Here is a 23786-nt window from a genome sequence, read left to right on the forward strand (position 1 = left end):
GCGGGCGCCGGAAGACGGTGCCGGAGGGCGCCGGCGGCGGCCACTTCGCCCGACAGGATGCCGGGCGAAGTGGCCTAAGCCATACACCTTGGCGGTGTCTGCGGGCGGCCGGAGATCCATACGCTGGGCCCCATGACCCCTCCGCACGCTGATCCTCAGGTCGGGAAGGCCGTCAAGGCGGCCGACCGCGCCCACGTCTTCCACTCCTGGTCCGCTCAGGGGCTCATCGACCCGCTCGCCATCGCGGGCGCCGAGGGCTCGTACTTCTGGGACTACGACGGCAACCGCTACCTCGACTTCTCCTCCCAGCTGGTCAACACCAACATCGGGCACCAACACCCCAAGGTCGTCGCGGCCATCCAGGAACAGGCCGCGAAGCTGTGCACCATCGCCCCCGGCTTCGCCGTGGACGTACGGTCCGAGGCGGCGCGGCTGATCGCCGAGCGGACCCCGGGCGACCTGGACAAGATCTTCTTCACCAACGGCGGTGCGGAGGCGGTCGAGAACGCGGTACGGATGGCCCGGCTGCACACCGGCCGGCACAAGGTGCTCTCCGCCTACCGCTCGTACCACGGCGCCACCGCCGCCGCGATCAACCTGACCGGCGACCCGCGCCGCTGGGCCTCCGACACCGCCTCCGCGGGCGTGGTCCACTTCTGGGCCCCGTTCCTCTACCGCTCGCCGTTCCACGCCGAGACCGAGGAGCAGGAGCGCGACCGGGCGCTGCGCCACCTGGAGGACACCATCGCCTTCGAGGGTCCGCAGACCATCGCCGCGATCATCCTGGAGACCGTGCCAGGGACCGCCGGCATCATGGTCCCGCCGCCCGGCTACCTGGCCGGCGTCCGGGAGATCTGCGACCGGTACGGGATCGTCTTCGTCCTGGACGAGGTCATGGCCGGCTTCGGGCGCACCGGCGCCTGGTTCGCGGCCGACCACTTCGAGGTGGTCCCGGACCTGCTGACCTTCGCCAAGGGCGTCAACTCCGGCTATGTCCCGCTCGGCGGCGTGGCGATCTCCGCCGAGATCGCCGCCACCTTCGACCAGCGGCCCTACCCCGGTGGGCTCACCTACTCCGGCCACCCGCTGGCCTGCGCCTCGGCCGTCGCCACCATCAACGCGATGGCGGAGGAGCGGATCGTGGAGAACGCCGCGGAGATCGGCGAGAAGGTCATCGGCCCCGGGCTGCGCGAGATCGCCGAACGCCACCCGTCGGTGGGCGAGGTGCGCGGCCTCGGCGCCTTCTGGGCGGTGGAGCTGGTGCGGAACAAGGAGACCCGCGAGCCGCTGGTCCCGTACAACGCCAGCGGCCCGGCCAACCAGCCGATGGCGGACTTCGCGGCGGCCTGCAAGCAGCGCGGGCTGTGGCCGTTCGTCAACATGAACCGCACGCATGTGGTCCCGGCCTGCACCATCAGCGAGGCCGAGGCCAAGGAGGGGCTGGCCGTCCTCGACGAGGCGCTGACGGCCGCCGACGCCCACGCGGCGTAGATCACAGCTGTACTCCACGCGACGGCCCTCGCATATCGTGAGGCGAGGGCCGTCGTGTCGCGCGTGCGCGCGAGGCGCGGGACGGCCGGACCAGAGCACGAAGGAGACGGTCATCGATGCCCGTGCCCGGCAGCAGCCCAGGCACCAGTCCCGGCGCCGGACCCGGCACCGGCCGCCGCGCCAGCCCGGTCAGGCGCAGCACGCTGCGGCAACAGATCGCCGACGCGCTGTGCGACGAGGTGATCGCGGGCCGGCTCCCCGCCGGCCGCCAGTTCACGGTCAAGGAGATGGCCGACCAGTACGGCGTCTCCGCCACTCCGGTACGCGAAGCGCTGATCGACCTGTGCGCCCAGGGGCTGCTCGACGTCGAGGAGCACCGCGGTTTCCGCGTGCACGAGTTCACCCTCGACGACTTCCGCGCCATGGTCCAGGCGCGCTCGCTGATCTCGGAGGGGATGTTCCAGCACTACGCGGATCGGGTGCTGAGCGAGGTGTCGCCGGAGGCGCTGGCGTCGGTGCGCCGCCGGGCGGAGGAGGCCGAGCGCGCCGCGCGCCTCGGTGATCTGGACATCCTCATCGGCTACGACATGCGGTTCTGGCGTGAGCTCGTGGGGCTGGTCGGCAATCCGTACGTCTCGGACTTCCTCCAGCGGCTCCGGGTGCAGAGCTGGGTGTTCACCGTCCCGTTCCTGCGCCGGGTGCCGGACCTGACCGGCCGGCTGTGGGCCCGGCACCGCGAGCTGACCGACGCGGTGACCCGCGCCGACGCGGCGGAGGCGGAACGCATCATCGCGGCGTACAACGCGCATTCGCTGGCGTTGATCGAGGAGCTGGCCACGGGCGCGGCGCCGGCGTGATCGGACGCCCGAACGGTCCAGATGATCCGTCTTCTTGATCCGACTTCGGGGCGAATTACGGCCGTACCGCACGCTTCGCGGAGCGAAGCCGGAGGACTACGCTGATCCGGCCGGCTCTTCGGCTCCAGCCGTCGTCGGAGAACTCCGATCGTGCACGCCGACGCCGACTCCGATCCCACGCCGGTTCCGAACGCCGACCACGCAAACGCCGACCTCGAACGAGAGCGAGATCACGTGGCCTGTGACCTCTGGCTGGTCCCCCTCGTGGATGTGCTGTGCCACAGCCCCGACAACCCCTTCGCCGAGGAGATCGCGGTCTACGACCGGGCGCTGAGCGCCTCCGGGCTGCCGCCCGTGCCCGTCTTCGGCTATATGCCGGGGCTCTCCGGGGACGTCGCCCCGGTGGCGGGCTTCGACTACGACGCGCTGCACTTCCTCCGCCGCGCCTACCTGCTCCAGCTGTGCGGGCTGGCGGTCACCCCGGTCGACGAACTGGGGGGCGACTACGAGCAGTTGCTGGAGATGTTCGAGTCCACCGCCAAGCAGTCGCACCTGGTGTGGCACTACGACCACGCCGGCGCGTACGTCCCGGTGGACTTCGCGGCTCCACTCTCCTCGGACGAACTCCTGGAGGGCGGCGGCCCCCTGGGGTCCAGCCACGGTCTGCTGCGCGAACTCCACGCGGTCGCCCCGGCGCTCGGCATCGACCCCGGCAACCCGCCGGCGGCCCCGGCACCCCCGCCGCGTCCCACCAGCCTGGAGGAGCCGGCGGCACCGATCTCCTACGACGCCGGGCCCTTCGCGCGGGAGCGGCACGTATGGCTCGGGCTGCACGCGGCGGCCACCCGCAGCCTGGGGCAGGGCTCGATGATCGTCTTCAGCTGAGCGGTCGCCCCGCTCGCTTCGGCCGCCTCGGTCGTCCCGGTCGGCTCGGTGGGTCCGGTCGGCTTGGTGGGTCCGGTCGGCTCGGTGAGCCTGGTCGGCTCGGCGGGACTGGTCGGCCGGCCCGGCAGCCGTGCGCGGGCCGGGTGCGCGCGCTCTTCGCGGGACGGGTCAGCGGGGCGACTCCGGGGGGCGCTGCCGCGGCATGTTCGGACGGGTGGCCGGCGGCATCGGGAAGCGGTTCGAGGGCGGCGGGCTGTCCGGCCGCGCGCTCCAGGCCAGGGACTGGGTGAACAGCGGCGCCGAGCCGGAGCGGAACTCCACCATCCAGTCCGCGGTCTCGGTGCGGACCAGCTCCGAGACATCCTCGCTGAACCGCCGCAGCACGGTCAGACAGCGCTCCGCCGCCTCGCTCGCGGTGCCCTCGGCCGGGCCGAGCACCTCCCGCACGCTCTCCGACGCCCAGTCGAACTGCAGCGCCTCCAGCCGTCGGTGCACCGCCTGGGCGGTGGCCACATCGCGCATCCAGCCCGCGGTCAGCCCGAAGCAGCGGTCGGCCGCCACGCAGGCGACCGCGAACAGCAGCGCCAGATAGCCCCAGGCGGCGCCGCCGTCCAGCAGCCCGTTGAGATCCAGCAGCGGCAGCGACGCCCCGACCACCGCGCCCACCGTGGCCCCGATCCGCAGCGCGTGCGCGGTGCGCCGCTTCCAGACCCGGTCGGCGAGATACCAGTCGGCCACCCGCAGCGCGCCGCTCTCCACCCACCGGTAGAGCTCGTCGAGCCGTTCCGCGGGCTCGCCCCAGTCGCCGTGCGGGAAGGGCCGACCCAGCAGGTCGCCCTGTTTGCCCCCGCGCCCCTGCCGAGGGGGCCCCTCGGGCTGCATCTCCGGCTGACTCACCCGTGCACTCCCTGCTGCGGCTGCATGTCTCTCTAAGAACGCGCAGCCTCCATTCCTACCGCCGAACGGTTGGCCTCGCGGACAAGATCGCGAGAATTCCGCTCGTACGTGGCGGTGGTCGGGTATAGGCGCGTCCTTGACCTCACCCGAAAGAGTGTGCCCGGTCGTCTTCGCGCCGCCGCGCCGACCCCGCGGGGGGCGCCCGCGCGGAGCGCCGCCACCGAGAGGCAATAGGGTGCCTACCGTGAAGGTCCTCGTCATCGGCGGCGGCGCCCGCGAACACGCCCTGTGCCGCGCCCTCTCGCTCGACCCCGACGTCACCGCGCTGCACTGCGCCCCCGGCAACGCAGGCATCGCCGAGCTGGCCACGCTGCACGCGGTGGACGCGCTCGACGGCGCGGCCGTCGCCGACCTGGCCGCCGCCCTGGAGGCGGACCTGGTGGTCATCGGCCCCGAGGCGCCGCTGGTCGCCGGCGTCTCCGACGTGCTGCGGGAGCGCGGGATCCCCGCCTTCGGCCCGTCCGCGCAGGCCGCCCAGCTGGAGGGGTCCAAGGCGTTCGCCAAGGACGTGATGGCCTCCGCCGGCGTTCCCACCGCGCGCGCCTACGTCTGCACCACCCCCGAGGAGATCGACGAGGCCCTGGACGCCTTCGGCGCGCCGTACGTCGTCAAGGACGACGGTCTCGCCGCCGGCAAGGGCGTGGTCGTGACCTCCGACGTCGAGGCGGCCCGGGCGCACGCCCTGGCCTGCGAGCGGGTCGTCATCGAGGAGTTCCTGGACGGCCCCGAGGTCTCGCTGTTCGCGATCACCGACGGTGAGACGGTGCTGCCGCTCCAGCCCGCGCAGGACTTCAAGCGCGCCTACGACGCCGACGAGGGCCCGAACACCGGTGGCATGGGGGCCTACTCCCCGCTGCCGTGGGCGGACCCGCGGCTGGTCGACGAGGTCATGGAGACCGTGCTCCAGCCCACCGTCGACGAGTTGCGCCGGCGCGGCACGCCCTTCTCCGGGCTGCTGTACGCGGGGCTCGCGATCACCTCGCGCGGGGTGCGGGTGATCGAGTTCAACGCGCGCTTCGGGGACCCGGAGACCCAGGTGGTCCTGGCCCGTCTGAAGACGCCGATCGCCGGCGTGCTGCTGAACGCGGCCACCGGCCGGCTGGACACGCAGCCGCCGCTGCGCTGGCACGAGGACGCGGCCGTCACCGTGGTCATCGCCTCCCACAACTACCCCGACACCCCGCGCACCGGCGACCCGATCGACGGCCTGGCGGAGGTCGCCGAGCAGGACGCCCCGACGGCGTACGTGCTGCACGCGGGCACCAGGCGGGACGCCGAGTCCGGCGAGGTGGTCAGCGCGGGCGGCCGGGTGCTCTCCGTCACCGCGACCGGCGCCGACCTGGCGACGGCGCGCGAGCGCGTCTACCGCGCGGTCGCGCGCATCACCCTGGAGGGCTCGCACCACCGCTCGGACATCGCCGAGAAGGCGGCCTCCGCCTAGCCGGCGCCCCTTTTCCAGGGCCCGGTTCGCCTCCGGGCGCTGTGAGCGGCTGTCGCGCGCTCTTCGGGTCACTCCCCGGTGTGTGCGGGCGGGGTCGGAGTGCGTGCGCGGCCGCGAGGGCGGGCGATGCGCGCGCTCCAGTGCGCATCCGCGCGGGGGCGGCCGCGGTACGCGTGGCGGCAACGGTCCGCGTGGCGGCCGCGGTACCCGGGACGCGCCAGCGGCTGGTCGCGTCCGCCAGTTCCCCGTGGCCCCTCGAAGGCCCGCCACCGACTGGAATCGGACGAAGTCAGTCCGGTTTTCGTCCGGGCGGTGTTCGTTCGTGATCACTTTCGGCGGGCTTTCGTGCGCGAAAGCCCAGATGGTTGCCTCACTCTGCCCAAGGCCATTCCATCGAGTGACCGCTACCCCATCCTGCTGACGCACGCGCGGGCCCCAACTAGGGTGCCGCTCAGGAGCGCTGCGGCAAGTGGCCCACCGGCATTGCGGTGTCGGTGTCCGGTGTGACAGTGGGGGAGTAAGAGCAACGCCGCCGGCGTCCGCTGGTTTCACTCATCGGCAGGGCAGTAGGGGGTGATCAGACTCGTGACAGGTCCGGAAGCAGGTGCTCAGGCAGCGCGCGTCCGCGCACTCGCGGTGTTGCGCATTCGAAGCACCGCGCTGGCGGTCGCGCTCCTGCCGGCCGCCGCGGCCGTGGTGCTGCTGGTCGGGGGCGCCACCGGGCGGATCGGCGGCTCGGACGGGGGCGGCTGGACCGCCCTGCGCTGGGTGGCCGTGGTCGGGGCCGTGGTGGCCCTGCTGCTGGCGGCCGGTGTCGCCGCGGTGGTCGTGCGGGCCAGACCCGCGCTCTCCCCGACCGTGCCCATCCCCGAGGCGATGGCCCCGGACCTCTACCGCCTGGTGCGCGACCTCGCCGACCGGCTGGACGTCCCCCCGCCCTCCGCCATAGCCCTCACCCCCGACTGCGACAGCTGGCTGGAGGACCGCACCCATCCGGCGCACGGGGCGTCCGCCGCCGAGGCGCCGCCGGCCGACGGGCCCGCCGCCCTCGCCGGGGCGGCGGCATGGCCCGACGCGGCGACGCGGCTCAGACGGCAGATGGAGGGCGGTCCGGCGGACTCCGGGGGGCTCGGCCGGGCCCGCCGGGTGCCGCGGCCCCCGGTGCTGGTGATCGGCTCGCCCTTCCTGTGGTGGATGCGGGTCGCCGAGCTGAGGGCGATCCTCGCCCCGGTGGTGGCGGGCACCGGCCCCTCCGTGCACCCCGATATAGCCGCCGCCCGTCGCTTCGTGCGCGGCCTGGACGCGGCGGTGGCCGTGGCCGGCCGTTCCGCCGTGGCCGCGCCGGGCACCCGCCGGTCGGGCGCCCGGCGCTCGAGCGCCGCGGCAGCGGCCCTCTCCGTCGTCTTCGACCACTCCGTGCGCCGCCCCGCGCTGGCGTTCGTCGGCTGGGTCGCCCGGCTGCTGCTGCGCGGCTGCCGGGACCATGCGGCCGAGATGGAGCGCGGCGTCGCGGCCGCCGCCTCCGAGCGCGCCCAGACCGTCGACTACGGGCTGCGGATCGTCGCCCAGGAGCAGGTCGGCCTCGCCTACGCCGGCTGGGACCGGCTGCTGACCCGGGTGGCGCTGCCCGCCTGGCGGATGGGCCGCTGGCCGTCCCGGCTGGACGCCGGCGTCGTCGCCGCCCTCACCGAGCTCTCCCGCCGCGACCGGCTGGCCGAGGGTTTCGCCTCCCGCCTCGGAGAGCGGCCGGCCTGCGATCTGCTGGAGGAGCCGGGGCTCATCGACGAGGCGACATCACTCCTGGCCGCCCGGCTCTTCCACGGCGGGCCGGCCGAGCCGAGACCCGACTGGTCGCCCATCGACTGGGACCGGTATCCGGAGGAGGTCGTGGACCGCAAGTGGCGGCTGGAGTCCGCCCGGCTGCAGCGGGTCCTGGACGACCTCCCGCCGCCCGACGCCGTGCGTCCGGGCGCGGCACGCCCCGTCGGGCCCACCCTGGCCCATGTCATCGACCGGCTCACCGAGGGCGACGACGCCGGCGGGGCGGGCGAGATGCTGGCCGCGCGGCTCAGCGGCGAGCTGGCCCGTGAGGAGGCCGCCGAGCGGTCGGCACGCCGGGCGGCGGCCATGGTGGCCGCGCTGGGCGGTGAGAGGGACACGGCAGGGCCCGGAGCGGGGCCCTCGGGGCCCGCCGGGACCTCGACCGAGCGTCGGGAGACACCCGGTTCGACCGGGCCGACCGGGGCCGCTTCCGAGCGTCGGGAGGAGCCCGGGTCCGCCGGTGGCCCGCAAGGGCCCGCCCCGGTGGCCGCCACCCCCTCTGTCGCGTCCGCCGTGGCCGCGGTGGCCTCCGGGACCGGCGGCGCGTCCGGCGCCGCCACGGCCGTCGGAACGGATCTCCGGGCGACGGCTCATCGTGCCGGGGTCGGTGGCGCCGCCGTCGCCGCCGCGGCCGCGGGGCCGGCCGGAGCCACCGCCGTCTCGGCGGTCCCCGGCGGCTCCGACGACCCGGGCCCGCTGGCCGCCTCCGGCGGCTCGGGCACCGATCCGTGGATCGACGGATTCGTCCCCCTGTTCCCGCTCCAGCCGCCCCGCACCGATCGCGAGCTGCTCGCCGACCATGTCACCGCGATGGTCTGCTGCACCGCCGTGGACAGCGCCGGCGCGGCCCCCGGCCTGGACTGGCTCGACGGGCCGGCGCTGCTGGTCGGCGGCCGTCGGGTCGGGGACCTCACCCTGCCCGTGCTGAGCCTGGTGGAGGACGGCGACGCCGAGCCGCTGCGTGCCTGGCTGGGCGAGCACGGTGTGCGCCCGGACAAGCCCGTCCGCCTGGTGTGACCCGCCCGCGCGGAGGGTGACACGCGGGCCGGCCGATCGAGGTGACGCCGGGCGGCGTCGCTCCGCCCCGGCCGCGTCACCCTGGCGCGATCAGAGACCTCGGTAGTCGGTTCGCCCTCGCCTCGGCCGGCGCCCGCGATCACGCTCGGCCGGTGTCCGCGATCACGCTCGGTCCCGTCCGGGAAAGTTCGGTCTCGCCAATTCGCGACGATCAGTGACGGAGTGGGTGCGTTATGTGATGTGCTGTAGCCAAACGCTGTCACTCGGCCCCGTAAGGGCGGACCTACAGAACAGTGAGCGAGGCAGCAGGACAGCAGCCAGCCGTCGGGGGAGGCAGGGAGGGGAGCGAGCATGGGCACGGAGCAGATCCGGCGCTGGGAGTCAGGAGCACTCGCACATGCGGTCAACGACCCTTTCGGTCAGGGACCGCTGCCCTGGCTGCGGGGAAGTGAGAGCTATTTCGACGACACCGGCCACATGGTGCCGTGGTACGTGGACCACGGCACCGCGGCCGGTGCGGGGACTCACGAAGTCTCCGGGGCCGGCGGGCGGCTCCCCGACGCCCGGCCGGCGGCCGGCGCGCGGGCGGGCGGTCCGTCCGGCGCCCGCCTCGGCGCCCGCGCGGGCCGCGCCACCAGCCAGCGCTCCTCCGGCCCCCGCACGGCCGACGACGTGCACCGTCAGATCAAGGGGTTCACCTCCACCCCGGCCGCCGCCCCCGGCGAGGCCATCGACTTCCGGATCACGGTCGACCCGCCACAGCAGTTCGGCGTGGACGTCTATCGCATCGGTCACTACGGCGGCGACGGCGCCGCGAAGATCACCACCAGTCCGCGGCTGTCGGGCATCGTCCAGCCGCCCCCGCTCACCGCCGACCGGACCGTCTCCTGTCACCACTGGTGGCTGTCCTGGCGGCTCCAGATCCCCACCTACTGGAAGCTGGGCGCGTATGTCGCCGTGCTGACCACGGCCGACGGCTACCGCAGCCACATCCCGTTCACGGTCCGCGACCACCACCCCGCCGACCTGTTGCTGGTCCTCCCCGAGATCACCTGGCAGGCGTACAACCTCTACCCGGAGGACGGTCGCACCGGGGCCAGCCTCTACCACGCCTGGGACGAGCGGGGCCGGCTGCTGGGCGAGCAGGACGCGGCCGTCACCGTCTCCTTCGACCGCCCCTACGCGGGCGCCGGGCTGCCGTTGCACGTCGGCCATGCCTACGACTTCATCCGCTGGGCCGAGCGTTACGGCTACGACCTCGCCTACGCCGACACCCGCGATCTGCACGCGGGCCGGGTCGATCCGACCCGCTACCGGGGCCTGATCTTCCCCGGGCACGACGAGTACTGGTCGATGTCGATGCGCCGCACCGTGGAGCTCGCCCGCGACACCGGCACCTCGCTGGTCTTCCTCTCCGCCAACACCATGTACTGGCAGGTCGAGCTGGCCCCCTCACCCGCCGGCCCGGACCGGCTGCTGACCTGCCGCAAGCGCCGAGGCCCCGGACGCTCGGCGCTGTGGCGCGAGACGGCGTCGCCGGAGCAGGAGCTGATCGGCATCCAGTACGCCGGCCGGGTACCGGAGCCGCACCCGCTGGTGGTGCGGAACGCCGACCACTGGCTCTGGGAGGCCACCGGCGCGCGGGACGGGGACGAGCTGCCCGGCCTGGTCGCGGGCGAGGCAGATCGTTACTTCCCGCGCACCAGCCTGCCCGAGCACACCCGCCGCATCCTGCTGGCGCACTCCCCGTACACGGACGGCGAGGGCGCCACCCGGCACCAGGAGACCTCGCTGTACCGGGCCCCCAGCGGCGCCCTGGTCTTCGCCTCGGGCACCTTCGCCTGGTCACCGGCGCTGGACCGGCCGGGCCACGCCGACGTGCGCATCCAGCGCGCGACGGCCAATCTCCTCGACCGGATGTGCAAGCGCGACTGACCCGCGTGGACCCGCCCGGACCGAACCGCCTCCCACCCGCATCGCGGGTGGTCAGACGAGTGAGGGACAATCGAGGGACTTGGTCGATTCGCACAGGAGGACCCGTGTCCGGATTCGTAGAGAAGCCCGAACCGGTAGAGGTGCCGGGCCTTGAGCACCTGCACACCGGCAAGGTGCGCGACCTCTACCGGAACGAGAAGGGCGATCTCGTGATGGTCGCCAGCGACCGGATGTCGGCCTTCGACTGGGTGCTGCCCACCGAGATCCCCGACAAGGGCCGGGTCCTCACCCAGCTCTCCCTGTGGTGGTTCGACCAGCTCGCGGACCTGGTCCCGAACCATGTGCTGTCCACCGAGCTCCCCGAGGGTGCCCCGGCCGACTGGGCCGGCCGCACCCTGATCTGCCGTCCGCTGCGGATGGTGCCGGTCGAGTGCGTGGCGCGCGGCTATCTGACCGGCTCCGGGCTGCTCGAGTACCAGGAGGACCGCACGGTCTGCGGTCTGGCCCTGCCCGAGGGGCTGACCGACGGCTCCGAGCTGCCCCTGCCGATCTTCACCCCGGCCACCAAGGCCGCCGTCGGCGAGCACGACGAGAACGTCTCCTACGAGGACGTGGCGCACCGCGTCGGCGCCGAGACCGCCGCCCGGCTGCGCCAGGCCACCCTCGCGGTCTACGGGCGCGCCCGTGACACCGCGCGCGCCCGCGGCATCATCCTCGCGGACACCAAGTTCGAGTTCGGCTTCGACGGCGAGGAACTGGTGCTCGCCGACGAGGTGCTCACCCCGGACTCCTCCCGGTTCTGGCCCGCCGCCGAGTGGCAGCCCGGCCGCCCTCAGCCCTCCTTCGACAAGCAGTTCATCCGCGACTGGCTCGTCTCCCCGGCGTCCGGCTGGGACCGCCACAGCGAGCTGCCGCCGCCCCCGCTCCCCGCGGAGGTCGTCGAGCAGACCCGCGCCAAGTACATCGAGGCGTACGAGCGCCTCACCGGACTCTCCTGGTCGTAACGCCGGTCGCAACGCCGGTCGCGACGTCGGTCGCGACGTCGGGTGGCCGGGCCGCCGCCCGGCCCTCCGCTCCGGCTCGCTCCTCCGCCCCCTCCACGGTGACCGACGTCACGACACAAGGGGGGCTGGGGGAGGGGCCGCGGGCGGAGAGGCGAGGTCCTCGATGGCCCCGTGAACGCACGAAAAAGCCCCGGCCTCCCGGCCGGGGCTTTCCCTCTGGAGCGGACGACGAGGCTCGAACTCGCGACCTCAACCTTGGCAAGGTTGCGCTCTACCAACTGAGCTACGTCCGCATGCGCCGCGCTTTCCGTGCGGTGCGAAGTCCACTATAGCCAACCTCGCTCGCGAGCGATGCGCACTGCCGCATGACGGTTCTCCGCACCCAGCTTCGCGGCGGCCGCCGAGAGGTAGTTGCGGACCGTCCCCTGGGTCAGCGAGGCCCGCTCGGCGATCTCCGCGATCGGCGTCCCGCCCTCCGCCAGCTCCAGCAGCTCGGCCTCTCGCGCGGTCAGCGGAGAGTCCCCCGCGCTGATCGCGTCGGCCGCCAACTCCGGGTCCACATAGCGGCTTCCGCCGTGTACGGTGCGGATGATCTCCGCCAGCCGCTGCGCCGAGACCGTCTTCGGCACGAACGCCCGCACCCCCGCCTCCAGCGCCCGCTTGAGGTGCCCGGGGCGCCCGTGACTAGTGACGATCATGGTGCGGCAGCCGGGCAGCTCGGCCCGTAGAGATGTGGCCACCGCCACACCGTCCACCCCCGGCATCTGGAGATCCAGCACCGCCACATCCGGCCGGTGCGCCCGTGCCATCGCCAGCGCCTCGGGCCCCGACGCGGCCTCGGCCACCACCCGCAGATCGTCCTCCAGCGCCAGCAGCGCGGCCAGCGCTCCCCGGATCAGATGCTCGTCGTCGGCGAGCAGCACCCGCACCACCCCACGGCCCCCGCCCAAGCCTCCGGATCCGGCGACCCCGACTCCCGCCCGATCCCCACTCTCGCCCGCGGCCCCGATGCCCGCCCGGGTCCCGCCCTCGCCCTCGGCCGTGCTCTTGATCCCGGTCCCGGCACCGGCCCTGACGTCGGTGCCGACCTCGGTCACGGCCTGGTCCTCGCCTATGGCCTCGAACTCGTCCCCGAGCCCGCCGCCGGTCCCGGTCCCCGCCTCGCCCACGGTCTTCAACCCGTCCCCCGACACGAATCCGGCCCCGGTGTCGGTTCCGATCCCGGGCTGGGCACCGGTCTCGGTCCCGATCTCGCCCCCCGCGTCGGCCTCAGTGGGCCCCATCACCTGATCCCCTCCGTCAGCCGGGCGGCTGTCCCTGGCACCCGGAGGAGCGGCGGCCCGGCAGCCGCACCGTCCTCGTATCCCGCCTCTGTCGGGTCAGGCTCGGCGCCCCGGCCCTGCGCCGGCCATGGCCCCGGCTTCGAGGCCGGAGGCGAGGTGGGCGGGGAGCCGAGCGGGGAGTCGGGGAGCGGGGCGGCCGTTCCGCGTCGGACACGGGCGGTGGCCGGGGCCTCTCCCGCCGGAGCCTCCTCCGCCGGGCCTCCAGCCAGGGAGGCGTCGTCCAGCGAAGCGTCGTCCAGCGGGATCCGCGCCGTGAGCCGGAACCGCCCGCCAGGGTGCGCTCCGGTGACGACGGTGCCCCCCAGGGCGGCGAGCCGCTCGCGAAGCCCGGCCAGCCCGGAACCCCCCGGTGCGGCACCGCTCGCGGCGGCGTCGGCCGTCTCGCCGCGGTCGGTCGCCGCGGTGCCCGGCACGCCGTCGTTCTCCATGACCAGCACCGCCACCCGGCCCCTCGGCGCGGCATCCCGCCCTGCGGGAGCGCCCTCGGCGGGGCGCCCGGTTATGCGTCCGGCGACTCGTGCCGCCGTGCGGCCGACCGTGCTCGTCGCCGAACGCCCGGCGGCCGGGGCCGACCCGCGTCCCGGTGGGTCGCCCGCCGCGATCTCGACCCGGATCGCACAGTGCCGGGCGGCGTCCGCGTGTCGCAGGACGTTGGTGGTGCCCTCGCGGACCACCCAGCCCAGCGCCGACTGCACCGCGGAGGGCAGCGGGTCCGTGCCGTCCGGTCCGGCCGTGGCGCCCTCTATGCGGCAGTCGATGCCGGCGGCGGCCAGCACCCCCCTGGCACCCACCAGTTCGGTGTGCAGATCGGCCTCCCGATAGCCGCGCACCACGTCCCGTATCTCCCGCTGTGACTCCTGGGTGATCCGGAGCACCTCCACCATCTGCTCGACGGCCTCCGGCCGCCCGCGCCGGGCCAGCTGCACCGCGAGCTCGCTCTTCAAGGCGATGACCGCCAGATTGCGCCCGAGCACGTCGTGCATGTCCCGACCGAACCGCAGCCGCTCCTCCGCGACCGCCAGTCGCGCCTGCACCGCCCGGGCGTCGTGCACCTCCCACATCACCCCCAGCATCCAGCCCGAGCAGCGGATGGTGAGCAGGGAGAAGCCGCACTGGAAGGCGACCACCAGCACCACGGCGCAGAGCCGCCCGTCATGCACGCCGACGAGGAAGAAACCCAGGGTGGTCAGCGCCGCGATCCCCCCGTAGACCGCGGCGAAGGTCCACTTGGGGACCAGCAGGCAGGAGACCCCGCCGAAGGGCATGGTGACCCAGCCCACCAGCAACACCGCCGTGCCGACGTCCAGCCCGCCGACCGCGCACAGCGCCAGGGTCAGCCCGAGAGTGAGCACCATCAGCAGCGCCGCGAGGCCCGCCTGCCGTCGGGGGACGCCCCCCTTCCCCAGGTAGTGGTCGAGGGCGCGCTGGGTCGCCCCCATGCCGGTGGCGCACTGCACCACGGACAGCAGCACCAGCGCGGCGGCCAGGGACAGCGGGAGGGGGCGGCTCTCCACGGCCCCCAGCAGCGGTAGCAGGCCCCAGGAGAGCATCAAGACCCAGGGCGCGATGCGCAGCATCCACCGGCTGAAGAGATCGACCTGCGCGATCTTGCTCCGACCGCGCCACTTCTGCACCCGTCCGAACACGGGCCTCACCCCCGAAACGTCCCACCCGTGACCCCACCCGGGAACCCCGGGAACCCGCCCCTCAGCGCCGGGGCTCCCAACGGAACCAGCGCTGCACCGACCACACCGCGGCGGCTATCCACGCCACGCCCGTGACCAGCTGTGTCAGTGTGTCACCCACCCCGTCGCCGCCGGTCCAGCCGGCGCGCACCAACTCGATGGCCGGGGTGAGCGGGAGCACCTCGCACACCGCCGCCAGCCGGTCCGGCATGACGTCGAGCGGGAAGACCATGCCCGACCCCATCAGGGATATGAGCATCAGCGGCATCGGGCTCAGCTGGGCGCCCTCGGTGGACTTGGTGACGCCGGCGGTGACCGCGGCCATCGCCACCATCAGCGCCAGGCCCAGCAGCACTCCGACGGCCGCCAGATGCGGAGCCTTCGGCGCCTCCAGATCCAGCACCAGCCCGCCGCCGACGGCGAGCAGCGCGCACTGCGCCAAGGCCACCACCACCGCGGGCAGCGTGGTGCCGGCCAGGATCTGTCGGTCGCTCAGCTCACCGCAGCGCAGCCGCTTGAGGACCAACTCCTCGCGGCGCGCCACGAAGACACCGACCAGGTTCGTGTACACGGCGAAGAGCAGCACGAAGCCGATCGCGCCGGGGAGCAGCACCGTGCCGACCGTCAGCCCGGTGGACTTCAGGTCCAACTCCTCGATCGGCGACTTCATGCTGAAGGTCATGGTGGCGGGCAGCACCAGGGCCGCGAACAGCGCCGCCTTGTTCCGGCTGAGCAGGGTCAGCTCCGCCTGTGCCAGTGCCTTCATCGACCCTCACTCCCCGCGGACACCAGCGCGGACGCCGATCCCGGCTCCGATCCCCTCGCCGCGGATCCGCCCCCCGACGCCGGATCCGCGGCCCGCTCCGACTCCTTGGCGATGTGCAGGAACGCCTCCTCCAGTGAGGCCGAGCGGGCGTCCAGGCCGCGCAGCTCGACACCGGCGTCCCGGGCCCACACCAGCAGGCCGGTGGCGGTCCGCTGGAGGTCGTCCGTGCGCAACCGCATCGTCCGCCCCTCCAGCTCGTGTGCGGTGACGCCCAGCCCGGGCAGCGGCGGCAGGTCGCCCGGCAGCAGGTCCGACGGGAGCTGGAAGGAGATCTGGGAGGGACGCCGGGCCACGATCTCGCCGACGGTGCCCTCGACCGCTATCCGGCCCTCGTGCATGATCGCGAGCCGGTCGGCGAGCTCCTCGGCCTCTTCCAGATAGTGCGTGGTGAGCAGCACGGTGGTGCCGCTGTCGCGCAGCGCGCGGACCAGCTCCCAGGTGTCCCGGCGCGCCTCGGCGTCCAGCCCGGTGGTGGGCTCGTCCAGGAAGAGCACCTCGGGCTCGCCGAGCAGCGCCAGCGCCAGGTCGAGCCGCCGCCGCTCGCCACCGGAGAGCTGCTTGACCCGCACCCCCCGGCGCTGGGCCAGCCCGACCGCCTCCAGCACCTCCGCCGCGGGCCGGGCACCGGTGGTGCAGCCCGCCCACATCCGCAGGGTCTCGGCCACGGTCAGCTCGGACGGGAAGCCGCCCTCCTGGAGCATGATCCCGACCCGCGGTCGGACCGCGGCCCGCTCGCGGTACGGATCATGGCCCAGCACCCGCACCTCGCCTCCGCTGGGAGCGGCCAGGCCCTCCAGCAGTTCGAGGGTGGAGGTCTTCCCCGCCCCGTTCGTCCCCAACAGCGCGAAGAGTTCGCCGCGCCCGACGGAGAAGGTGATGCCGCGCACCGCCTCGAAGCCGCCCGCGTATTGCCGTTGGAGCCCCGTGGCTTCCATCACACGCTCGCCGATTTCCATGACACCAGGCTCGCCCGGGGAATCGCCCCTCGGCAGTGCGGGCTGTCATCGCCCCAGATGACGAATGTCATCACGTGGCGGACGCCGGGTACGGCGGGGAGGGCGGGGCCCCTGACAGAACAGTCGGAGCACATGAGAAAGGCCCCGATCTCCAGGAGACCGGGGCCTTCAATCTGAGCGGACGACGAGATTCGAACTCGCGACCCTCACCTTGGCAAGGTGATGCTCTACCAACTGAGCCACGTCCGCATGCTTCCGACCGGCCTTCACCGATCGGTGCGAACACCACTGTACCTGATCCACTTGCGTGGATCGGTAAGTGATGAGAGCGGGTGACAGGGATCGCACACTGCGCCTCCCCCTTGGAAAGGGGGCGCTCTACTACTGAGCTACACCCGCATGTTCCTCGGGGCTTCTGCCTTTCGGCCTCGCCCCTCGGCGTGCTCCAGACTCTAGCGGATCACCAGGGGTGTTGTGCAACTCGGCCGGGAGGCCACTCGGCGAAGCGCCCTCCCGGGACGGCTGGCGGCTCTCAGTGGGCGGCGTCGTACGCCTCGTAGACCTTCTTCGGGATACGGCCGCGCGGCGGGACGTCCATCTGGTTGGAGCGCGCCCAGGCGCGCACCACGGCGGGGTCCGGCGCGAGCGTGGTCCGCTTGTACGCCTTGCCGGACCGGCTCCGCTTGCGGCCGGCCTCCACGTAAGGGGCCAGGGCGACGCGGAGTTTCTTTGCATTGGCGGAGCTCAGGTCGATCTCGTACGACTTGCCGTCGAGACCGAAGGCGACCGTCTCCTCGGCTTCTCCGCCGTCGATGTCGTCAGAGAGCGTGACCACTACGCGCTGCGCCACGGATACCGGTCCTTTCGGGGTGACATCGATGCGTTGACGTGCATAGATGCCGGTTGTGAGGGTGTATGGGCTCTTTACTTTTTCATTTGTACAGCGGCGGACATTGCATTGTGAAGCCCCGCGAATTCCGTCCGCGTGTCACGCTGCAATCGGGACCATACGTTTTTCGGTGTCTTTTCCCCAGGGGCTGCCGACGCCGATGCATAAACGTGATCGTGTGCGCACTATATCTACCCGCGTAGATTTTTCCTAGGGGTACGCTAAGGCCACCGCCTTACGCACCACATCACCACCGGGAGTGCCAGTGGCACGCGTCGTAGTCGACGTCATGCTCAAGCCGGAGATCCTCGACCCGCAGGGCCAGGCGGTGCAGCGCGCACTGCCCCGCCTCGGATTCGAGGGGATCGCCGACGTCCGTCAGGGCAAGCGTTTTGAACTTGAGGTGGAGGGGCCGGTCGACGACGCCGCCCTCGGCCGCATCCGCGAGATGGCAGAGACCTTCCTCGCCAACACCGTCATCGAAGACTTCACCATCCGGGTCGACTCATGACAGCTCGTATCGGGGTCATCACCTTCCCCGGCACCCTCGACGACCGTGACACCCAGCGCGCGGTTCGCCTCGCCGGACTGGAAGCGGTGCCGCTGTGGCACCGCGACAAGGACCTGAAGCAGGTCGACGCCGTGGTGCTGCCCGGCGGCTTCTCCTATGGCGACTATCTGCGGGCCGGGGCCATCTCCCGGTTCTCGCCCGTCATGGAGTCGGTCATCGACCAGGCGAAGGCCGGCATGCCGGTCCTCGGCATCTGCAATGGCTTTCAGGTGCTCACCGAGACGCACCTGTTGCCCGGCGCGATGCTCCGCAACAACCACCTGCACTTCATCTGCCGGGACCAGAAGCTGCGGGTGGAAAACAACGCGACCGCCTGGACGACTTCCTACGCGGCCGGCCAGGACATCAGCATTCCGCTGAAGAACATCGACGGCCGCTACGTCGCGGACGAGCGCGTCCTGGACGAGCTCGAAGCCGAGGGCCGCGTGGTCTTCCGCTATCAGGACTTCAACCCGAACGGTTCACTGCGCGACATCGCCGGTATCACCAATGCCGCGGGCAATGTGGTGGGGCTCATGCCGCATCCCGAGCACGCCGTGGAGCCGCTGGTCGGCACCGGCCGCACCGACGGCCTCGGATTCTTCACCTCGATCCTCAAGAAGCTGGTCACCTCATGAGCCTGGACACGGTCAAGCACGCGGCCGAGACCCCGGACACCGAGCAGCCGTGGGCCGAACTCGGCCTGAAGCAGGACGAGTACGAGCGCATTCGCGCGATTCTCGATCGCCGCCCCACCGGCGCCGAGCTCGCCATGTACTCCGTGATGTGGTCCGAGCACTGCTCGTACAAGAGCAGCAAGGTCCATCTGCGGCAGTTCGGCGAGAAGGCTCCGGAGAACGACGCCCTGCTGGTGGGCATCGGCGAGAACGCCGGCGTGGTCGACGTCGGCCAGGGCTACGCGGTCACCTTCAAGGTCGAGTCGCACAACCACCCCTCGTACATCGAGCCCTACCAGGGCGCGGCCACCGGCGTCGGCGGCATCGTCCGCGACATCCTGGCCATGGGTGCCCGTCCGGTCGCCGTGATGGACCCGCTGCGCTTCGGCGCCGCGGACCACCCCGACACCAAGCGCGTCCTGCCGGGCGTCGTCGCGGGCATCGGCGGCTACGGCAACTGCCTGGGCCTGCCCAACATCGGCGGCGAGGTCGTCTTCGACTCCTGCTACCAGGGCAACCCGCTGGTCAACGCCCTGTGCGTGGGTGTGATGAAGCACGAGGACATCCACCTCGCCAAGGCTTCCGGCGCCGGCAACAAGGTCATCCTTTACGGGGCCAGGACCGGCGGCGACGGCATCGGCGGCGTCTCCGTGCTCGCCTCGGAGACCTTCGACGACAGCAAGCCGACCAAGCGGCCCGCGGTCCAGGTCGGCGACCCGTTCCAGGAGAAGCTGCTCATCGAGTGCACCCTGGAGGTCTTCCGGGAGCAGCTCGTCGAGGGCATCCAGGACCTCGGCGGCGCCGGTCTGTCCTGCGCCACCAGCGAGCTGGCCAGCGCCGGCTCCGGCGGCATGCGGGTCGAGCTGGACACCGTGCCGCTGCGCGACGCGACCCTCTCGCCCGAGGAGATCCTCATGAGCGAGTCGCAGGAGCGCATGTGCGCGATCGTCCGCCCGGACAAGGTCGCCCGCTTCATGGAGATCTGCGAGAAGTGGGACGTCATCGCCACCGTGATCGGTGAGGTGACCGACGGCGAGCGGCTGGAGATCTTCTGGCACGGCGAGCAGATCGTCGACGTGCCGCCGCGGACCGTGGCGCATGAGGGCCCGGTCTACGAGCGCCCCTACGCGCGCCCGGAGTGGCAGGACGCGCTCCAGGCCGACGACGCCGCCAAGCTGCCCCGGCCGGAGACGGGCGAGGAGCTGCGGGCGCAGGTGCTCGCGGTGGTCTCCTCCCCGAACCAGGCGTCCAAGTCCTGGGTCACCGACCAGTACGACCGCTTCGTGCAGGGCAACACCGTGCTGGCCCAGCCCGAGGACTCCGGCATGATCCGCATCGACGAGGAGACCAACCTCGGCGTCGCGGTGGCCACGGACGGCAACGGCCGGTACGCCAAGCTCGACCCGTACGCGGGCGCCCAGCTCGCGCTCGCCGAGTCGTACCGCAACGTCGCCGCGTCCGGCGCCAAGCCGCTGGCGATCTCCAACTGCCTCAACTTCGGCTCGCCGGAGGACCCGGCGGTGATGTGGCAGTTCGCCGAGGCCACGCGCGGTCTCGCGGACGGCTGCCTGCAGCTCGGCACCCCGGTGACCGGCGGCAACGTCTCGCTGTACAACCAGACCGGCGAGGTCGCCATCCACCCGACGCCGGTCGTCGCGGTGCTCGGCGTGATCGACGACGTCACCCGCCGCACCCCGATCGCCTTCGCCGAGGAGGGGCAGCTGCTCTACCTGCTGGGCGACACCCGCGAGGAGCTGGGCGGCTCGGCCTGGTCGCAGGTGATCCACGACCACCTCGGCGGGCTGCCGCCCCAGGTGGACCTGGAGCGCGAGCGGCTGCTGGCCGAGATCCTGATCTCGGCCTCCCGCGACGGCATGATCGACGCGGCGCACGACCTGTCCGACGGCGGTCTGGCGCAGGCCGTGGTCGAGTCCTGCCTGCGCGGCGGCAAGGGCGCGCGCCTGGTGGTGCCGGACGGCCTGGACGCCTTCACCCTGCTCTTCTCCGAGTCGGCGGGCCGCGCCGTCGTGGCCGTGCCGCGCAGCGAGGAGGTCCGCTTCACCGACATGTGCGGCGCGCGCGGGCTGCCCGCCGCGCGGGTCGGCGTCATCGACGGGGAAGCGCTGGAGGTCCAGGGCGCGTTCGACATCCCGCTGGCCGAGCTCAAGGAGGCGCACGAGGCGACGATTCCGGGCCTGCTGGTCTGAGTCCCGCCCCGTCCGCCGCGGTTCCGCGCCCCGCGCGGACCCGCACCCGCACGGAAGCGGCCGGGCGCCCGTCATGGGCGCCCGGCCGCTCCGGCGTCTCCGGGGCCGGCGCGACGGCCGCCGCGGACCACGCCGGGATCGCGCCGGGCTCTCGCCGGTCAGGATCTCCAGAAGTCGGGCTCTCGCCGGTCAGGATCTCCAGAACGCGTCGGATGCCTCGATGTCGTCGTGGCACTCGTCGATGTCGCTGATCTTGCCGCCGACGATGGTGAAGAACATGCCCTCGTGCATCTCCAGCCCGCGGTCCTTGCGGTCCGCGTAGAACTTGTGCACCGAGATCACATGCCCACGGCCGTCGGCCAGGATGTGCTTGACGTCGATCCGCAGGGTGCCGCCGGTCTCCTCGTGCAGGCGGCGGTACAGCCGCAGACAGGTGTCACGGCCCTTGTGGTGCCCCGATATCGGGCTGTTTCCGGGTACGTGGTGGACGCAGTCCGACGTCAACAGCGTGGCGAGGGTGTCCATGTCGCCCTTGGTGAACGCTTCGTAGCCCTGGCGGATCAGGGCGCTGTCCGGGTGCTCGCCCATGGCGGTTCATGCCCTTCCCGTCGACGGAGTCCTGGCGGCCCGCCGACTGCCGGGTGATGTCGATTTGTCTCCATCATCGGACCGTACGGCTGAGTAAGCTCGCGCTCATGCCTCCCGCGCGCCGTAAGCCCCGTGCCCGCACCTACGACGACGCCAGGACGCGGGCCGCCGTCATCGCCCAGCTCGGACACGTCCGGGAGGCGGTGGCCGGGCTGACCGAGGCACAGCTCGCGGCCCCTGCCGGGCCGACCGGCCGGACCGTGCGCGAGCTGGCGGCCCGGCTGGGCGCGTCCGTCGAGCAACTCAACCGGGACCTGGAGCTGCCCGCGCCCCCGGCGCGGGAGGTCGCGCTCGACGACTGGGTCGCGGCGTCGGCCGCGCGCGGCGCCGACGTCGCCCGGGGCCCGGAGACGGCCGCGGAGGGAGCCGAGGCGGGGCCGGCGGCCGGGGCCGCGGAGCTCGGCGCACGGCTGGAGCGCGCCACCGCGCGGTTGGCCGCGCTCGTCGCGGACGCCCCCGCCGGGCGGCTGGTGCCGGCCCGCGCGGGCGCGATGCGGCTGGAGGACGTCCTCGTCACGCGGTGCGTCGAGCTCGTCGTGGACGCCGACGACATGGCGGCCGCCACCGGGGTGGCGGTCCGGCACGACCGGCACGCGCTGGCCGCCGCCACCCGGCTGTTGGCGGACGCCCTGGCGGCGAAGGCCCCCGGCGGTTCGGTGGAGGTCCGGGTTCCGCCCTACGCCGTCGTCCAGTGCGTCGAGGGCCCCCGGCACACTCGAGGCACCCCGCCCAACGTCGTGGAGACCGCCCCGCTGACCTGGCTGCGGCTCGCCACCGGTCGTCTCACCTGGGCCGATGCCCTGGAGTCGGCGGAGGTGACGGCGAGTGGCGAGCGGGCGGACCTGGCCGCGCTGCTGCCTCTGCTCGTCTGACGTCCGCCGGGCCGCCGCGCGGCGGAGCGGGCGTCGCGGCGTACCGCGGGGGCTGGCCGAAATGTGATCCTCGCCGCAGCCGAGGGCTGGTTTGGAGGCTCCTCCGCTGGCAGTAGCGCATTCGAGTGGTGTGATGTGTGACTTTTCAGCGTTCCCACGTTCGGAGGTGCGCACAAACTGGCCTAGACTCGATGACGTGCCACGTGGTGACGGACGACTCAGCCACGACCTGCTCCCCGGTGAGAAGGGCCCCCAGGACGCTTGTGGCGTCTTCGGTGTCTGGGCTCCGGGTGAAGAGGTCGCCAAACTCACCTATTTCGGGCTGTATGCCCTGCAGCACCGCGGACAGGAGTCCGCGGGCATCGCAGTGAGCAACGGCTCCCAGATCCTGGTCTTCAAAGACATGGGACTTGTGTCCCAGGTCTTTGACGAGACCTCCCTCGGCTCTCTCCAGGGCCATATCGCGGTCGGTCACGCCCGCTACTCCACCACCGGTGCCTCGGTGTGGGAGAACGCCCAGCCGACCTTCCGGGCGACCGCACACGGTTCGATCGCCCTCGGTCACAACGGCAACCTGGTCAACACCGCCGAGCTGGCCGAGATGGTCGCCGCGCTGCCGCGTGAGAACGGCCGGGCCACCCAGGTGGCGGCCACCAACGACACCGACCTGGTGACCGCGCTGCTGGCCGGGCAGGTGGACGACGAGGGCAAGCCGCTCACCGTCGAGGAGTCGGCTGCCGCCGTGCTCCCCAAGGTCAGGGGCGCCTTCAGCCTGGTGTTCATGGACGAGCACACGCTGTACGCCGCTCGGGACCCGCAGGGCATCCGCCCGCTGGTGCTGGGCCGCCTGGAGCGTGGCTGGGTGGTGGCCTCCGAGACCGCCGCGCTGGACATCGTCGGCGCCAGCTTCATCCGCGAGATCGAGCCCGGCGAGCTGATCGCCATCGACGAGAACGGGATGCGTGCCTCCCGCTTCGCCGAGGCCCGGCCCAAGGGCTGCGTCTTCGAGTACGTCTATCTGGCCCGCCCCGACACCGACATCGCCGGGCGGAACGTTTACCTGTCCCGCGTGGAGATGGGCCGCCGGCTGGCCAAGGAGGCCCCGGCCGACGCCGACCTGGTGATAGCCACGCCGGAGTCGGGCACCCCGGCCGCCGTCGGCTACGCCGAGGCCAGCGGCATTCCGTACGGCTCCGGCCTGGTGAAGAACGCCTACGTGGGCCGCACCTTCATCCAGCCCTCGCAGACCATCCGGCAGCTGGGTATCCGGCTCAAGCTGAACCCGCTCAAGGAAGTCATCCGCGGCAAGCGGCTGGTCGTCGTCGACGACTCGATCGTGCGCGGCAACACCCAGCGCGCGCTGGTGCGGATGCTGCGCGAGGCCGGGGCGGCCGAGGTGCACATCCGGATCTCGTCCCCGCCGATCAAGTGGCCCTGCTTCTTCGGCATCGACTTCGCCACCCGCGCGGAGCTCATCGCCAACGGCCTGTCGGTCGAGGAGATCGGCAAGTCGCTGGGCGCCGACTCGCTGGCGTACATCTCCATCGACGGCATGATCGAGGCGACCTCGATCGCCAAGCCGAACCTGTGCCGCGCCTGCTTCGACGGGGAGTACCCGATGGAGCTGCCGGACCCCGAGCTGCTCGGCAAGCACCTGCTGGAGACCGAGCTCGCGGGTGGTCCCGACGCCGCGGACGCGCTGCGGCGCCCGTAGGACCGCCCTCG

Annotated in this window: 19 protein-coding genes and 3 tRNA genes; 12 read left to right on the forward strand and 10 right to left on the reverse strand. The window is 72.6% G+C overall.

The genetic code is table 11. The features are described from left to right. Positions 1 to 132: 132 nt before the first annotated feature. The 3 genes from LRS74_RS17610 to LRS74_RS17620 all read left to right on the forward strand — a co-directional run bounded on the left by LRS74_RS17610 (position 133) and on the right by LRS74_RS17620 (position 3233). A complete protein-coding gene (locus LRS74_RS17610; protein ID WP_277741896.1) occupies positions 133 to 1491 on the forward strand; it encodes an aspartate aminotransferase family protein in 1359 nt (452 codons plus the stop codon). A 116-nt stretch (positions 1492 to 1607) separates the two neighbouring features. Further along, positions 1608 to 2348, forward strand: a complete 741-nt coding sequence (locus LRS74_RS17615; protein WP_277741897.1) for a GntR family transcriptional regulator — start codon at positions 1608 to 1610, stop codon at positions 2346 to 2348. A 234-nt stretch (positions 2349 to 2582) separates the two neighbouring features. Continuing rightward, entirely contained in the window at positions 2583 to 3233 is a 651-nt protein-coding gene (locus LRS74_RS17620) for a hypothetical protein (protein WP_277741898.1), read from the forward strand. 168 nt (positions 3234 to 3401) lie between these two features. Here the strand turns inward: LRS74_RS17620 and LRS74_RS17625 are convergent, their stop codons facing one another. Beyond that, on the reverse strand, positions 3402 to 4115 hold the full coding sequence (locus tag LRS74_RS17625; RefSeq protein WP_277744802.1) for an SLATT domain-containing protein: 714 nt from the start codon (positions 4113 to 4115) through the stop codon (positions 3402 to 3404). 259 nt (positions 4116 to 4374) lie between these two features. Between LRS74_RS17625 and purD the strand changes: the two genes are divergently transcribed. The 4 genes from purD to LRS74_RS17645 all read left to right on the forward strand — a co-directional run bounded on the left by purD (position 4375) and on the right by LRS74_RS17645 (position 11408). Next, the gene (purD, locus tag LRS74_RS17630) at positions 4375 to 5631 is read left to right on the forward strand and encodes a phosphoribosylamine--glycine ligase (protein WP_277741899.1); all 1257 of its coding nucleotides are present in this window, start codon (positions 4375 to 4377) and stop codon (positions 5629 to 5631) included. Positions 5632 to 6204: 573 nt separating this feature from the next. Next, positions 6205 to 8469, forward strand: coding sequence for a hypothetical protein (locus LRS74_RS17635; protein ID WP_277741900.1), 2265 nt, complete (start codon positions 6205 to 6207; stop codon positions 8467 to 8469). A gap of 351 nt (positions 8470 to 8820) precedes the next feature. After that, on the forward strand, positions 8821 to 10404 hold the full coding sequence (locus LRS74_RS17640) for a N,N-dimethylformamidase beta subunit family domain-containing protein (RefSeq protein ID WP_277741901.1): 1584 nt from the start codon (positions 8821 to 8823) through the stop codon (positions 10402 to 10404). Between the two features lie 104 nt (positions 10405 to 10508). Continuing rightward, positions 10509 to 11408: a phosphoribosylaminoimidazolesuccinocarboxamide synthase gene (locus LRS74_RS17645; protein WP_277741902.1), complete on the forward strand. Its 900-nt coding sequence runs from the start codon at positions 10509 to 10511 to the stop codon at positions 11406 to 11408. Positions 11409 to 11625: 217 nt separating this feature from the next. Here LRS74_RS17645 and LRS74_RS17650 read toward each other — a convergent pair. From LRS74_RS17650 to LRS74_RS17685, 8 genes are all read right to left on the reverse strand, one after another. Continuing rightward, positions 11626 to 11701: transfer RNA gene (locus LRS74_RS17650), tRNA-Gly, on the reverse strand. 33 nt (positions 11702 to 11734) lie between these two features. Then, positions 11735 to 12331 (reverse strand): response regulator transcription factor, encoded by a 597-nt coding sequence (locus LRS74_RS17655; RefSeq protein ID WP_277744803.1) that lies wholly within the window; start codon positions 12329 to 12331, stop codon positions 11735 to 11737. 359 nt (positions 12332 to 12690) lie between these two features. Then, positions 12691 to 14397, reverse strand: coding sequence for a histidine kinase (locus LRS74_RS17660; RefSeq protein WP_277741903.1), 1707 nt, complete (start codon positions 14395 to 14397; stop codon positions 12691 to 12693). Between the two features lie 61 nt (positions 14398 to 14458). Then, positions 14459 to 15202, reverse strand: a complete 744-nt coding sequence (locus tag LRS74_RS17665) for an ABC transporter permease (RefSeq protein WP_277741905.1) — start codon at positions 15200 to 15202, stop codon at positions 14459 to 14461. Continuing rightward, positions 15199 to 16218, reverse strand: coding sequence for an ABC transporter ATP-binding protein (locus LRS74_RS17670; protein ID WP_277741906.1), 1020 nt, complete (start codon positions 16216 to 16218; stop codon positions 15199 to 15201). The genes LRS74_RS17665 and LRS74_RS17670 overlap by 4 nt, the downstream gene beginning before the upstream one ends. 176 nt (positions 16219 to 16394) lie before the next feature. After that, positions 16395 to 16467, reverse strand: a tRNA-Gly gene (locus LRS74_RS17675). 78 nt (positions 16468 to 16545) lie between these two features. Next, a tRNA-Gly gene (locus tag LRS74_RS17680) sits at positions 16546 to 16617 on the reverse strand. Between the two features lie 133 nt (positions 16618 to 16750). Further along, the gene (locus LRS74_RS17685) at positions 16751 to 17068 is read right to left on the reverse strand and encodes an Lsr2 family protein (RefSeq protein ID WP_277741907.1); all 318 of its coding nucleotides are present in this window, start codon (positions 17066 to 17068) and stop codon (positions 16751 to 16753) included. Between the two features lie 304 nt (positions 17069 to 17372). On the opposite strand from LRS74_RS17685, the gene purS reads away from it, so the two are divergent. From purS to purL, 3 genes are read left to right on the forward strand one after another with little or no spacing between them, the layout of a single operon-like run. Beyond that, positions 17373 to 17618, forward strand: a complete 246-nt coding sequence (gene purS, locus LRS74_RS17690; RefSeq protein ID WP_144383312.1) for a phosphoribosylformylglycinamidine synthase subunit PurS — start codon at positions 17373 to 17375, stop codon at positions 17616 to 17618. Continuing rightward, on the forward strand, positions 17615 to 18295 hold the full coding sequence (gene purQ / locus LRS74_RS17695) for a phosphoribosylformylglycinamidine synthase subunit PurQ (RefSeq protein ID WP_277741908.1): 681 nt from the start codon (positions 17615 to 17617) through the stop codon (positions 18293 to 18295). The genes purS and purQ overlap by 4 nt, the downstream gene beginning before the upstream one ends. Next, positions 18292 to 20541, forward strand: a complete 2250-nt coding sequence (gene purL / locus LRS74_RS17700) for a phosphoribosylformylglycinamidine synthase subunit PurL (protein ID WP_277741909.1) — start codon at positions 18292 to 18294, stop codon at positions 20539 to 20541. The genes purQ and purL overlap by 4 nt, the downstream gene beginning before the upstream one ends. Positions 20542 to 20730: 189 nt before the next feature. Here the strand turns inward: purL and LRS74_RS17705 are convergent, their stop codons facing one another. After that, complete coding sequence (locus LRS74_RS17705) at positions 20731 to 21129, reverse strand: nuclear transport factor 2 family protein (RefSeq protein WP_277741910.1); 399 nt, start codon at positions 21127 to 21129, stop codon at positions 20731 to 20733. A 107-nt stretch (positions 21130 to 21236) separates the two neighbouring features. On the opposite strand from LRS74_RS17705, the gene LRS74_RS17710 reads away from it, so the two are divergent. Both LRS74_RS17710 and purF read left to right on the forward strand, forming a co-directional pair. Further along, on the forward strand, positions 21237 to 22061 hold the full coding sequence (locus LRS74_RS17710) for a sterol carrier family protein (RefSeq protein WP_277741911.1): 825 nt from the start codon (positions 21237 to 21239) through the stop codon (positions 22059 to 22061). A 196-nt stretch (positions 22062 to 22257) separates the two neighbouring features. Beyond that, positions 22258 to 23775: an amidophosphoribosyltransferase gene (gene purF / locus LRS74_RS17715; RefSeq protein ID WP_277741913.1), complete on the forward strand. Its 1518-nt coding sequence runs from the start codon at positions 22258 to 22260 to the stop codon at positions 23773 to 23775. Positions 23776 to 23786: the final 11 nt, after the last annotated feature.

The organism is Streptomyces sp. LX-29 (genome assembly GCF_029541745.1).
Classification (GTDB): Bacteria; Actinomycetota; Actinomycetes; order Streptomycetales; family Streptomycetaceae; genus Streptomyces.

Coding starts and splice junctions, on each gene's coding strand:
- LRS74_RS17610 (WP_277741896.1), top strand. CDS start 133: ATGACCCCTCCGCACGCTGATCCTCAGGTCGGGAAGGCCGTCAAGGCG.
- LRS74_RS17615 (WP_277741897.1), top strand. CDS start 1,608: ATGCCCGTGCCCGGCAGCAGCCCAGGCACCAGTCCCGGCGCCGGACCC.
- LRS74_RS17625 (WP_277744802.1), bottom strand. CDS start 4,115: ATGCAGCCCGAGGGGCCCCCTCGGCAGGGGCGCGGGGGCAAACAGGGC.
- LRS74_RS17640 (WP_277741901.1), top strand. CDS start 8,821: ATGGGCACGGAGCAGATCCGGCGCTGGGAGTCAGGAGCACTCGCACAT.
- LRS74_RS17665 (WP_277741905.1), bottom strand. CDS start 15,202: ATGAAGGCACTGGCACAGGCGGAGCTGACCCTGCTCAGCCGGAACAAG.
- LRS74_RS17670 (WP_277741906.1), bottom strand. CDS start 16,218: ATGGAAATCGGCGAGCGTGTGATGGAAGCCACGGGGCTCCAACGGCAA.
- purQ (WP_277741908.1), top strand. CDS start 17,615: ATGACAGCTCGTATCGGGGTCATCACCTTCCCCGGCACCCTCGACGAC.
- purL (WP_277741909.1), top strand. CDS start 18,292: ATGAGCCTGGACACGGTCAAGCACGCGGCCGAGACCCCGGACACCGAG.
- LRS74_RS17705 (WP_277741910.1), bottom strand. CDS start 21,129: ATGGGCGAGCACCCGGACAGCGCCCTGATCCGCCAGGGCTACGAAGCG.
- LRS74_RS17710 (WP_277741911.1), top strand. CDS start 21,237: ATGCCTCCCGCGCGCCGTAAGCCCCGTGCCCGCACCTACGACGACGCC.